The organism is Cupriavidus numazuensis, assembly GCF_905397435.1.
In the GTDB taxonomy this organism is placed as follows: Bacteria; Pseudomonadota; Gammaproteobacteria; order Burkholderiales; family Burkholderiaceae; genus Cupriavidus; species Cupriavidus numazuensis.
In genome coordinates this window covers 81,779-94,091 of record NZ_CAJPVI010000010.1, presented here as the reverse complement: position 1 = coordinate 94,091, position 12,313 = coordinate 81,779, and the positions used below count along the sequence as shown (strand labels likewise).

General features: G+C 64.2%; 12 protein-coding genes. 4 read left to right on the top strand and 8 right to left on the bottom strand.

Going from position 1 to position 12,313, the window contains the following annotated elements; all coding sequences use genetic code 11:
• Positions 1-31: 31 nt before the first annotated feature.
• Positions 32-1,036, bottom strand: a complete 1,005-nt coding sequence (locus tag KHO41_RS10205) for a uroporphyrinogen decarboxylase family protein (protein ID WP_211953166.1) — start codon at positions 1,034-1,036, stop codon at positions 32-34.
• A gap of 12 nt (positions 1,037-1,048) precedes the next feature.
• Positions 1,049-1,594 carry a cysteine dioxygenase family protein gene (locus KHO41_RS10200; protein ID WP_211953165.1) on the bottom strand — a complete coding sequence of 182 codons (546 nt, stop codon included), beginning with the start codon at positions 1,592-1,594 and terminating at the stop codon, positions 1,049-1,051.
• A 143-nt stretch (positions 1,595-1,737) separates the two neighbouring features.
• On the opposite strand from KHO41_RS10200, the gene KHO41_RS10195 reads away from it, so the two are divergent.
• The 3 genes from KHO41_RS10195 to KHO41_RS10185 all read left to right on the top strand — a co-directional run bounded on the left by KHO41_RS10195 (position 1,738) and on the right by KHO41_RS10185 (position 4,503).
• Positions 1,738-2,628, top strand: a complete 891-nt coding sequence (locus tag KHO41_RS10195) for a LysR family transcriptional regulator (protein ID WP_244873777.1) — start codon at positions 1,738-1,740, stop codon at positions 2,626-2,628.
• A 195-nt stretch (positions 2,629-2,823) separates the two neighbouring features.
• Positions 2,824-3,198 (top strand): helix-turn-helix transcriptional regulator, encoded by a 375-nt coding sequence (locus KHO41_RS10190; protein ID WP_211953163.1) that lies wholly within the window; start codon positions 2,824-2,826, stop codon positions 3,196-3,198.
• Between the two features lie 3 nt (positions 3,199-3,201).
• Complete coding sequence (locus KHO41_RS10185; RefSeq protein WP_211953162.1) at positions 3,202-4,503, top strand: type II toxin-antitoxin system HipA family toxin; 1,302 nt, start codon at positions 3,202-3,204, stop codon at positions 4,501-4,503.
• A gap of 109 nt (positions 4,504-4,612) precedes the next feature.
• Here KHO41_RS10185 and KHO41_RS10180 read toward each other — a convergent pair whose 3' ends face one another.
• From KHO41_RS10180 to KHO41_RS10160, 5 genes are all read right to left on the bottom strand, one after another.
• Positions 4,613-5,383 carry an SDR family NAD(P)-dependent oxidoreductase gene (locus KHO41_RS10180; RefSeq protein ID WP_211953161.1) on the bottom strand — a complete coding sequence of 257 codons (771 nt, stop codon included), beginning with the start codon at positions 5,381-5,383 and terminating at the stop codon, positions 4,613-4,615.
• Positions 5,384-5,507: 124 nt separating this feature from the next.
• Positions 5,508-7,217: a lactate permease LctP family transporter gene (locus tag KHO41_RS10175; RefSeq protein ID WP_211953160.1), complete on the bottom strand. Its 1,710-nt coding sequence runs from the start codon at positions 7,215-7,217 to the stop codon at positions 5,508-5,510.
• 243 nt (positions 7,218-7,460) lie between these two features.
• Positions 7,461-8,906 (bottom strand): LutB/LldF family L-lactate oxidation iron-sulfur protein, encoded by a 1,446-nt coding sequence (locus KHO41_RS10170; protein ID WP_211953159.1) that lies wholly within the window; start codon positions 8,904-8,906, stop codon positions 7,461-7,463.
• Positions 8,903-9,610 (bottom strand): LutC/YkgG family protein, encoded by a 708-nt coding sequence (locus tag KHO41_RS10165; protein WP_211953158.1) that lies wholly within the window; start codon positions 9,608-9,610, stop codon positions 8,903-8,905. Before KHO41_RS10165 ends, KHO41_RS10170 begins: the two co-directional genes overlap by 4 nt.
• Positions 9,607-10,386 carry a (Fe-S)-binding protein gene (locus tag KHO41_RS10160; protein WP_211953157.1) on the bottom strand — a complete coding sequence of 260 codons (780 nt, stop codon included), beginning with the start codon at positions 10,384-10,386 and terminating at the stop codon, positions 9,607-9,609. Before KHO41_RS10160 ends, KHO41_RS10165 begins: the two co-directional genes overlap by 4 nt.
• Positions 10,387-10,514: 128 nt before the next feature.
• Here KHO41_RS10160 and KHO41_RS10155 point away from each other — a divergent pair, with 128 nt between their 5' ends.
• Positions 10,515-11,258 (top strand): FadR/GntR family transcriptional regulator, encoded by a 744-nt coding sequence (locus KHO41_RS10155; protein WP_211953156.1) that lies wholly within the window; start codon positions 10,515-10,517, stop codon positions 11,256-11,258.
• Positions 11,259-11,299: 41 nt separating this feature from the next.
• On the opposite strand, the gene KHO41_RS10150 is transcribed toward KHO41_RS10155, so the two are convergent.
• A complete protein-coding gene (locus KHO41_RS10150) occupies positions 11,300-12,214 on the bottom strand; it encodes a LysR family transcriptional regulator (RefSeq protein ID WP_211953155.1) in 915 nt (304 codons plus the stop codon).
• Positions 12,215-12,313 lie beyond the last annotated feature (99 nt).

Genomic DNA, 12,313 nt, shown 5'->3' with positions numbered 1-12,313 from the left:
CTGGCGATACAGGCGTCAATGCATCGACTGCTTAAGCCGCTTGCGCTTCCATATTCCGCGCAGCGTCGAGTACTGCCTGAATGGAGGCATCGGACGTCTCCACCGGCAGCACGCAGCCGGGTCCGATGATGAGTTTCCGTCCATCCGTCTGAACCACGGCATCCTGCACTTCATCGGCGATCGCATCTCGTCCCCCATGCAGCAGCGTATGGTGTTCATTCAGCCCGCCGACAAGCACACCGGGAAAATGCCGCCGCGCGCGGCTCAGGTCAGGATCGGTGAGCCGGTCGTGCCAGTTGAACAACTCGACGGGGTAGTCCGACAGCAGGTCGAACATGATGTCGTCGCCATGGGCGTGCAGCATGTTTACGCGGCAACGTCCACGAATGGCATCAAGGATTTCCAGGTCGTACTGCTTGCCGAATTGCTCGTACTCCACCGTCGTCAGCAGACGATGCGATGCCAGTTGCGTAGCGAAGAAGATGCCGTGCGCGCCCACGCTCAGCGCCTCGATGCAGAAGTCGATGGTGACATCCGTGATGATCCGCAACGCTGCGTGAAGCGCCGCCGGATGGCACCGGATGTCCGCAAACAGGCGTTCTGTTGCAAGCTTGCGCGCGGTGGTCAGCGGGCTGAAAACGGTCTGCAGGATTGGCACCGTCCCGCCAAGGCTCCGTGCCGTCTGCCCGAGCGCGATGTTCTGTTGCCCGTAAGCGCCGGATCGCGGATCGATCCAGCGGATCTTCTCCCAGTCTTCGGTTCGCCTGACCACGGGATCGGTCACGACGCGTGCGCCGTTTGCTGCGCCGGCATAGGCAGTCTTCGCGCCCCAGTCTTCCACGCCATACGTGCCGGGCGGCATGAACTTGAGCAGGTCGAACTGCCATTTACGTTGCCACGCCAGCGTCAGGGCTGTGAGCTTGCCGGCGTCCATATCGTCCACGGGAAAATGGCGCCAGAGCGCAACCGGCACGCAGTCACTAGACTCGCCACGCAAGGTCGCCTCAAGGCGACGCCAATGGTCCATCGGTTTCATTGCGTGTCTCCCTTACGCGATTGCCGCTTCGGCAACCGGCAACACGTGGTTGATCCCGTAGGACATCTGCGACGTGGCGACGCCATAGATGTGCACGGAGATGGCGGTGCGGGCCTGGCTGTTTCCGACGCGATGGATCAGATGCAGGCCAGCCGTGCCGGAGCTTCCCTCGCCGACCTTCCGGCAAGCACTGCCGGCAGGCACTGCTGCCGCGCCTTGCGCGTCGTAGTCGAAGTACTCCTCCAGCAATTCCCCTTCGACGACGGAGAGCGCGCACCACGTGTGATGCGCGTGGACCGGACTGTGTTGTCCCTGCCTCCAGACCAGCGCCGCGATGGTGTACCGGTCTGCCGCGTCGCTGTGCAGGACATGGCGCACATAGCCCTGTTCGTTGGACTTGCACATGGCCTCCGGCAGCCAGTTGCCCGACGGGAACGCGTCGCGAATCATGCGCTGGATAACGCGAGGATCAAAGCACGCCTCGGAGGCCAGAAGCGCGTCGATTGCGCTGGCGAGGGTGGCGATTCGCGATGAAGGGTCTTCGGTGGCTTTCTTCATACTTGTCTTCCCGTATTTGTGTTTTGCAAAGGCTCCAGCAGAATGGCGCCTGAGCGAACTTTGGCGTTATCACGGGGTTCTGACAAACGAGTTGTTCCAACACCAGGGTTTGAGAAATGCAAAAGCTGATGCATTGCAGCATCATGGATCTGAGGCTTCTCGTTGCCGTGGCCGACGCGGGAAACATGTCGAAAGGCGGCTCTGCCTGCTTCCTCGCACCATCGACCGCGAGCCTGCGCATCAAGCACCTGGAGGAGATCGTAGGAACGCGCCTGTTCCGGCGCGAGGCGCGCGGCGTGTCGCTGACCCGGGCGGGGCAGATCATGGTGGACCATTGCCGGCGCTGCCTGTCGGAGATCGAGCAGATGCAGGCAAGCCTGACCCCGTTCTCGGAAGACGTGCATGCGCAGTTGGTCCTCTATGCCAACAGCAGCGCCATTGCATCGTTCCTGCCCGGCGACCTGCAGGGCTTCCTGCAGTCGCATCCGAAGGCAAGAATCACGCTGGAAGAACACCTCAGCCGCGACGTGCTGGTCGCCGTCGTGGAAGGACGCGCGGATATCGGAATCCTGACCAAGGACGAGCCGCACCCGGACCTGGTTTACTTCCCGTACCACGAAGACGAAATCGTCCTGCTCCTGGCGGAAACGCAGCCGTGGACAAAAACCGAGCCCGTCGCGTTCCTGGACTGCCTGTCCTTTCCCTTCGTCAGCCAGCAGAACGGCTCCGCCATTCACTCCTTCCTGCTAGCCAAGGCAAGCGAGCAGGGCAGACGCGTCGACGTGCGGATCCAGGTGGCCGGATTCGCCGCGGTGACGTCCATGGTGCGGTCGGGAGTTGGGGTAGCGATCGTTCCGCGCTCGGCGTTGGCAGCGATCAATGTGGAAGGCCTGCGCGTCGTGGCGCTCAGTGACGCCTGGGCCAGGCGGACGCTCAGCCTGTGTGTGCGGCGAGATGTGCTGGGGGCGAGAAACTATGTCACCGCGCTGGTAGATGTGCTGCGACAAAGCGGCGAAGTGGCCAGCACCGCATGAAGGTGTTCCGGCTCCGGGTGCATGGATATGTACGCAATGTGGTGCGTAATCTACAAAAAATCTTATCGCTCATATATGAGCGAAATATTCGCCTAACAGCTCATATGTGAGCGGTAATTGATCCTATTGGTTGACGGCTGCGGATTCGGAGCCCAATAATGGAGGCTCGAGCCTCTCCAAGCCGTAACCGCTCACATGGATCACTCCAATACACATAAGCGCTCATATGTGAGTGCTAAAAAGGATGTTACCCTGCCCATACCGGTGGCCCGCGCGCTGGTAAAGCTTGGGAACGACCTGTCGCTGGCGCGCCGGCGGCGGATGCTGACGCAGGAGTCCATGGCGGAACGCATCCAGACATCTGTGGCCACGCTACGCAGGCTTGAGAAAGGCGACCCTCGCATCCCCATCGGCACGATTGCGCAGGCCTTTTTCGTACTGGGCGAGCTGAACAAGATCACCGGCATGCTCGATACGGCTTCCGACGAAATCGGGCTGACGCTCATGAACGAGCAACTGCCCCAGCGCGTGCGCGGGAAAAGCCGTAAATCTTCTTCGGGAGCCCTCTGACCTATGGCCCTGACTCAGAAGAAGGTGGACGTCGCATTGGGTCAGAGTGCCATACCCGTCGGCGAGCTCGCCTTTGCCAAGGACGGACGACGCGAACATTCGACGTTCGCCTACGATGCCGCGTGGCTGTCCAACGCGGCATCGTTTGCCATCTCCCCGGACCTTCCGCTCGTCGGAGGAAATCAGTTTCGCAAGGCGCCCTCCAAAGAGGACTCGGCCTTCCATTTCGCATTCGCTGACACCGAACCGGACGGCTGGGGCTGCCGGGTTATCGCGCGCGACCATGCCAGGCGTCGTAAAGCGGCTCAGCAGAACGGAAAGCCGCTGCCGAACGCCGAACTCAGCGAGATGGACTACCTGCTCGGCGTCGATGATATGAGCCGGATCGGCGCCATCCGACTGCTGAACCCGGACACCGGGGCTTTCCTTCGCGTCATCGAAGACGGAGGGCGTGGCACACCGCCCTTGCTCGAACTGGCGCATCTGATGGCTGCTTCGCGCGCGGTGGAGATGAACAAGGAAACCGAGGCCGACCTGCGATATCTCCGCGGCCGTGGTACTTCGGTCGGTGGCATGCGACCGAAGTGCACGGTCGTCGATGAAGACGGGCACCTGGCCATCGGCAAGTTCCCAAGCGTGAACGATGACCGCAGCGTGACCCGCGGGGAGGTTCTTGCGCTGCACCTCGCAGCGGCGGCCGGCATTTCCGTTGCCGACTCGCGCATCGTGATGTCCGAGGACACCCCGGTCGCGCTCATTCGCCGGTTCGACCGGGTCGAAGGCGGCAGTCGGATTCCCTACCTGTCCGCCGGCTCGATGATGCAGGCGTCCAGGCAGGAGGACCACGCCTACACGCAGATCGCGGACACCATCATCGCGAACAGCGTTAATCCGGGTCAGGACCTCCAGGAGTTGTGGCGCCGGCTCGTCTTCAATCTGCTCATCACGAACGTCGACGACCACGTGCAGAACCATGGTTTCCTGCATGTCGAGCACGGCCAGTGGCGTCTGGCACCCGCCTTCGACATCAATCCGTTCCCGGACAAAGACCAGGAACTCAAGCTGTGGCTCGACGAGGCTTATGGCCCAGTCGATTCCATTAAGGCGGTGGTCAGCATGGCGGGCTACTTTCGGCTGGATGCCGCAACGGTCCAACGCATACTGGGCGAGGTCTGTGCTGCCATTGGCAATTGGGCAAGCGTCGCAATGTCGGCCGCGGTTGGCATGTCAGGCCGTGACCTCGAAGACTTTGCGCCTGCTTTCGAGCATGAGCAGATACGTATTGCGAGGACACTCTTGAAGTAGGGAACAGCACTCAGTGGCTCGTATCGCCAAAGCCGCTTGGCAAGCGAAGCTGTCCTGCCGGCTACGCCGGCGAAACAGCAGCGCATGCCAAGCACGCCACGCCACCCCTTCAAAACAACGTATACCCCCCATCAATCACAAACGTATCCCCGGTGTGATACCCCGACGCCGAACTCATCAAATACACCGCAATCCCAGCAAAGTCAGCCCCCTCCCCCCACCTCCGCATCGGCACCCGCTTCCCAACCATCTCCTGAAACGTGGCATTGGCCTGCGCATTGCTGGTCATCTCCGTCTTGATCCATCCCGGCAGCACGGAGTGCGCACGAATCCCATGCCGCGCATACTCGACCGACAGCGCGCGCATCATCGAAATCAACCCGCCCTTGGTAGCAGCGTAGTGCTCGTTACGTGCGGCGCCCTCGATGGCAGCGACGGAAGCCGTCCCAACCAGCACCCCCCCATCCCCCTGCGCCAGCAACTGCCGCGCCGCCGCGCGCAGCGTAAAAAACGCCCCGTCGAGGTTGACCCGCAACACGCGATACCAGTCGTCCGTACCCATTTCTTCGAACCGCGTACCACGCGCCGAGACGCCGGCATTGGCGAAGCAGCCGTCAAGACGACCCAGCGCAGCAAGCGTCCCATCCATGGCCGCAGCCACGGAAGTCTCGTTGCTCACATCACAAATCGCGGTATGCACCTTGCGCCCATACTGCGCGAGCCGCTCGGCGGCGGCGGCGTTCTTCTGCGCATTGGTACCCCAGATCGCGATATCGGCGCCGGCCTGGGCCAGGCCCTCGGCCATGCCAAGGCCGATGCCGCCGTTGCCGCCGGTAATCAGCGCCACTTTGCCGGTCAGGTCGAAGGGGGTGAAAGGCATGATCTGTCTCCTTTGAGGATGGATGAGCCGGCCCTTGTGGTCGGGCGGATCAGATCATGCTAAGAGGCCGCATAGCTGGCGGGCATCGTCGGATGCGACGAAACCCGCCTCGGGCCGGAGTGGCTTAACCCGGGATCATCCCCGGCAGCAGATACGCCTGCACCACGGTGATGATGCCGATGATCACCGCGAACAGCAGGCTGTGCTTGACGGTGAAGCGGAACAGTTCGGACTCCTTTCCGACGAGCCCCGTCGCCGCGCAGGCTACCGCGATCGATTGCGGCGAGATCATCTTGGCCGTCACGCCGCCCGTGGTGTTGGCGGCCACCAGCAGTGTGTCCGACACGCCGATCTGGTGGGCAGTCGTGTTCTGCAGCGAACAGAACAGCGCGTTCGACGACGTGTCCGAACCCGTCAGGAACACGCCCAGCCAGCCGAGGAACGGCGAGAAGAACGGGAATGCGGCGCCCGTACCGGCCAGCAGCAGCGCCAGCGTGGACGACATGCCCGAGTAGTTGGCCACGAACGCAAACGCCAGCACCAGGCCGATCGACAGGATCGGGCGCGCCAGTTCCACCAGTGTCTCGCCAAACGTCGACACGAGGTCGCGCGGCTTCATGCGCAGCAGCACGGCGGAGATCAGCGCAGTCAGCAGGATCGCGGTCCCGACGGCCGACAGCAGGTCGAGCTTGAGCACGGCTTCGTACGGCTTGGGCGAAGCGACGATCGGCGCGGCCTTGAGGACCAACTGGTCCAGCCCCGGCACCTTGAACTTCAGCACCGTACCGGCCAGCGCACCATTGCCCACGAACAGCGCCTTGAACGGCTGCAGGCTCCACACCGTGACGATGGCCGTCAGGATGCCGAACGGCGCCCAAGCACGGATTGTCTGCGCAGCGGTGTACGGCGACTTGCGATCGCCGCCGTTCTGCACGCCGTTGCCAAAGCCACCACCGCCAAATGCCGACATCGCCATGGTGCCGCCACCCACGCTGCCGCCCGCACGTTGCGCTGCGCTGCGCGGCTGCCACACCTTCAGGAAGGCCGCCAGCGACACCAGGCTGACCAGCGCCGAGGTGATGTCCGGCAGCTCGGGCCCGATATGGTTCGACGTGAAGTACTGCGTCACGGCGAAGCTGCCGCCCGTCACCAGCGCTGCCGGCCACGTCTCGCGCACGCCCTTGGCGCCGTCCATCATGAACACCAGCCAGAACGGCACCATCAGCGACAGCAGCGGAAGCTGGCGACCCGCCATCGCGCCGATGTGCATGGCGTCGATACCCGTCACCTGCCCGGCGACGATGATGGGAATGCCCATCGCACCGAAAGCCACCGGCGCGGTATTGGCGATCAGGCAAAGGCCTGCTGCGTAGAGCGGATTGAAGCCCAGACCCACCAGCAGCGCGGCGGTAATGGCCACCGGCGCGCCGAAGCCGGCCGCGCCTTCCAGAAACGCGCCGAACGCAAAGCCGATCAGCAGCATCTGCAGGCGCTGGTCATCGGTGATCGATAGCACCGATGCGCGGATGACGTCGAACTGGCCGGTCTTGACCACGATCTTGTACAGGAACACCGCGGTTACGATGATCCACGCGATTGGCCACAGGCCATACGCAAAGCCGAAGCCCGCTGCCGCCAGTGCCTGCTGCGCCGGCATGCCGTACGCGAAGATCGCCACGGCCAGTGAAAGCAGCAACGTCCCCGCCGCCGCGACATGGCCCTTCAGGCGCAGCACCGCCAGGGCGAGGAAGAAGAACAGGATGGGAATGGCTGCCGCCAGCGAGGACAGCCAGAGGCTGCCCAGCGGCATATAGATTTGGGTCCAGGGTTGCACGCTCGTCTCCTACTTCAGTGGTATTTCGGAAAATCCTTGTTGTTGTTGGCAAGGGCGTCGGCCGTCACCGCACCGCTTGTTTTCTCCCCTCTCCCGCTTGCGGGAGAGGGGCGGGGGAGAGGGCAGGCGTCGGCCTTACGACAGCGCTTCACTTCGTCGAAGCACAAGCCCTCTCCCCAACCCTCTCCCGCAAGCGGGAGAGGGGGCACAAAACTGGTTTTGCTTAAGACCTTCAGGCAGGCGCTACTCCGGCTGGCCCTTGTCCTTCAGCAAGTCCGACAAGCTCCGCTTCGCAGGCGTCAGCGGTGTCCGATGCTGCGTCCATCCCATCTGCTTCGCGGGCGTCAGCGCACGCATCCGCGTAGCCGCCCAGCGGAACATGCGATAAGCCTTTGGATGCGAGAACGCCCCGCTCCAGAATCGCCAGATCAGGTGTTCGCCACGGCTGTACTTGGCCCCTTGGCCACGCAGAGGATGCTCGACCTGCTCGTCGGGATTGCGATTCGCTTCAGTACGCAGGCGGACGAGCAATTGCGGAATCGGAATGCGCACGGGGCACACTTCCCCGCATGCACCGCAAAGGCTCGAAGCCGTAGCGAGATCGGCAGTCGCTTCCAGCCCCAGCAGATGCGGCGAGATGATCTTGCCGATTGGCCCCGGATACGTCGTGCCATAAGCGTGGCCACCGATGCGCGTATAGACCGGGCAATGGTTCATGCAAGCCCCGCAGCGGATGCACTGCAGCGTCGCGCGCAGCTGTGCATCGGCATAAGCCTGCGTGCGCCCATTGTCGAGCAGCACCAGATGCACCTCGCGCGGCCCATCGCGCTCGCCTTCGCGGCGCGGGCTGGAGATCAGGTTGAAGTAGGTGGTGATCGCCTGCCCCGTGGCCGAGCGCGTGAGCAGGCTCGACAGCGGCACGATATGCTCGAGCCGCGCCACCACCTTCTCCATCCCCATGATGGCGATATGCACGTCCGGCACCGTGGTCGACAGGCGCCCGTTGCCCTCGTTCTCCACGAGCCACAGCGTCCCCGTATCCGCCGCGGCGAAGTTCACGCCGGACAGGCCGATATCGGCCTCGACAAACGCCTGGCGCAACGCGCGGCGGCCGGTCTGGATCAGCGCGTCGACGTCTTCGGTATAGGGCGTGTCGGGGATGTGCTGCTCGAACAGTGTGGCAATGTCGCCCTTGGTCTTGTGGATCGCCGGCATGACAATGTGCGACGGCTTCTCGCCGGCCAGCTGGACGATGTATTCGCCCATGTCCGACTCGATGCAGTCCACGCCGCGCTCGGCCAGGTAATGGTTCAGCTCGATTTCCTCGCTGGCCATCGACTTGCCCTTGATCACGCGCTTCGCCCGCTTCGATTCGGCGATGCGATGGATGATCGCGTTGGCTTCGTCGGCGGTCTCGGCCCAGTGCACCTGCACGCCGGCCGCGGTCAGATTGCTTTCGAGCTGCACCAGCAAGTCGGGCAGGTTGGCCAGCGCGTGCTGGCGGATCGCCTCGCCCAGGTCGCGCAGATGTTCGAGTTCATCGGCATCCGGGAACTGCGACAGGCGCTTACCCTGCAGGAAATCCATCGCGCCGCGGAAGCTCTGGCGCAGCTTGGGGTCGTCGAGCGCCTCCCGGGCGCGTGCCTTGAAGTCCTGTGTCGGGACAAAGTGCAGCGTGGTTTCGCTCATGCCTGGCTCCCTGCGTTGCTGTCATCGACGATCACTACCCAGAGCTGGCGCGGACCATGCGCGCCATAGGCCAGGGTTTGCTGGATATCGGAGGTCTTCGACGGGCCCGACACCATCACGAGGTTGGTCGGCATGCCCTCGCGCCAGCGTTCGGCGCGCGCGGCCGAGTGCAGGTCGGCATGCAGCGTGGACGCATACACCAGCGCCACATGCAGCGGCGGCACCAGCGACACCGTGCGTGGCGAACCCGCATCCGGCGCGAGGATCAGCGTGCCCGTGGCGGCCAGCCCCGAGCGCGCGACTGTGAAGCCGGCATCGACCGTGTCGAACAACTCGGCCTTCCATTGCTCGATCGGGCGGTCGTAGCCGATGGCTTCGATCTGCGGCGGCAAGGCTTGCTTCAGCGCGGCGCCAGCCGGCTGCGTCGGATTCAGTAGCAGACATTGCACGCCAGCCTGCGCGAGCTTCTCTGCCAGCAGCGCGGGCCATTGCGATGGGCCGGTGCACCACACCTCGGCATGCGAGGCTTCAAGCGCGGCTTGCATCGACGCCACGAGTTCGGCGCGCGCAGGGGTGCCGTGACTGCGCGCGGCATAGTGCGTGTCGATGCGTTGATCGATCTCGGCGGTAGTGGTGGCGACAGTTGCCGGCGCGGCGGCGCGCAGCCGGCCCAGCATGCGTTCGCGTGCAGTGAGGGCGTTCATGCTGCACCTCCGGTACGGCGCCACAGGAAACTGGCAAGGTGTTCGACCTGCAACGGTGCGCCGTCATGCGCGGCGGTGTGGCCGATATTGAGCAGGCAGCCGCAATCGGCGGACACCAGGCGGTCGCAGCCCGTGGCGCAGGCCGAGGCGACCTTGTCGCGCACCATTGCGCCGGAGATATCGGGGTGCTTGAGCGAGAACGTGCCGCCAAAGCCGCAGCACTCGGATTCGCGTTCATGTTCCACGCGCGTCACGCCGGGCAGCGCGTCGACCAGCGCCACGCCATGCTGGCGCGTACCCATTTCTCGACGCGCGCCGCATGAGGTATGCAGCACGATGCGCTCGTCAGCTTGCCGGCTCGACAGCGCCTGGCTGAAGTCCAGCCGGAGCACATTCAGCAGGAACTCGCCGAGTTCGTAGATGCGTTCGGCCAGTTCGCGGGCCTTGGGCCCAGCGACGGGGTCATCGGCAAACAACTGCGGCCAGTGGTGCCGCATCATGCCGGCGCAGGAGCCGGACGGGACGATGACGGGCCACGGCTCGCTGAACAGGTCGAGCTGCGCACGTGCCACATCGCGGGCCTGTTCGGGATTGCCGCTGCTGTAGGCCGGTTGTCCGCAGCAGCTTTGCGCGCGCGGAAAGTGCACGGTCAGACCTTCGCGCTCGAGCAGCCGCACGGCGTCAAGCCCGGCCTCGGGCACGAACAGGTCGACCAGGCAGGTCGCAAACAGATAGACCTGCGTGGGGGCAGTGGTGGGGTATTGCCTGTCCTTCATGTCTCGCTCCGCACGCGCTGGAATCGCACGTTCCGGCGCATAATTCCCGCTTCCGCGCTACAGTTCAAATTGGTTGGACCACTTTGCGCGGACATCACATTGGCATGACGGGATCAGCGGGGGAGCAGATGGCAACGCAGACGCAATCGCACGGGCGGGGCAGGGGACGCGTCGAAACGGTGATGCGGCAAATGGAAACCGCCTTGCTGGACGGCACCTGGCCCGCGGGCGCGCGCCTGCCGGCCGAGCGCGACCTGGCCGAACAGTACGGCGTGGCCCGCAACACCGTGCGCGAAGCCATCCAGCGGCTGGCCGCGCGCGGGCTGCTGCAAAGCCGGCGCGGCGCGGGCGTTTACGTGACCGACCAGTTGCGCTCAGGCATTGCCTCGCCATGGGGCCAGCTCGTGGCCGACCATCCGGCCCTGCGCGACGACATCCTCGAATTCCGCCGCGTGCTGGAAGGCGCCACGGCCTACTTCGCCGCGCTGCGTGGCGACGATGAAGACCGCAAGCGCATCCGCGGCCTGATGGCCGAACTCGAACGCGCGCGCATGGTGGACGACAAACAGGCTGAGGCAGACGCCGACACGCGCCTGCACGATGCCATCGCGCAGGCCTCGCACAACACCATGTTCCTGCACCTGCATACCAGTGTCATCAGCATGCTGCGCGAACACATCACCATCAGCGGCACCGGCCTGCGCGAAGAGGGCGAGGCCACGTCCGCGCTCCTGCTATTGCAGCACCGCACCGTGTGCGATGCCATCTGCGCGCGCCGTCCGGAAGAAGCACGCACTGCCATGCAAACGCATATCGATTTCGTGCGGACGTGGGTGGAGAACGGCGGCGGGGCGGACAAGATCATGGATTAGCCGGCAGGTATTTGCCGCTTGCGCGAGACCGCCGCAGTCGCCTACTTTGCCTTGACCGCTACGGTCTCACGGGCGACCTCGGCCACCAGTTCGCGCAGCCACTGGTGCGCGGGATCATGGCGGTAGCGGACATGCCAGGCCATTTGCACCGGGAACGTACCCAGATCGACCGGTGCGGCCAGCACCTTTAGCCGCGCATCGCGCGCAAGGTGCCGGCAGATCTGCGCAGGCAGTGTTGCGCAGTAGTCCGTTGCCGCAACCAGTTCGGGAACGGCCATGAAGTGCGTGACCGATATCGCCACCTCGCGGCGAAGCCCCTCGCGCTGTAGCGTCTGGAACAGACCCGCGCGCAAACGGCCGGGTGGCAGCACATTGACGTGCCTGAGCTGCTCGTACTGCTGCCGGGAAATCCGCTTGTTGACAAGCGGATGGTCAGCGCGAACCACGCAGGCGAGGCCATCTTCCATCAGCGGCTGCACCACAAGGTTCTCCGCCGGGTCGACGATGCGGCCCAGCACCATCGCTGTCGCGCCGGAACTCACACCGGTTTCCGCCAGCTCTGCGCCAAACGGCACCAGCCGCAGTCGGATGCCCGGCGCGCGCTCGCTCAGCTTCGCGACGATTCCTGGCAGCAGCACGAACTCGACGTAGCTGTTCGGCGCCAGGATGAACAGGCGCTCCGCCTTCGCCGGGTCGAACGCCTGCTGCCCCAACACCAGCTGGTCCAGCTCGGCTATCGCGGCGGCGATGCCAGGCGCCATCGCTTCGGCCTTCTCCGTCGGCTGCATGCCGTACCGCTCGCGAATGAACAGCGGGTCCTGCAGCATGTCGCGCAGCCGCGCCAGCGCGTTGGACAGCGCCGGCTGCGTCATCCCGAGCCGCTCGGCGGCGCGCGTGACGTTCCGCTCTTCCATGAGCGTCAGGAAAACGGGCAAGAGGTTCAGGTCGTAGCGCATCCAGTCATATTGCCGAGGATATAACTGGAATTCAATGAATAAATTGGATCAATGATTTCGCGCCACACATACTGCATTCCAACGAGGCGTTGCTGCGGT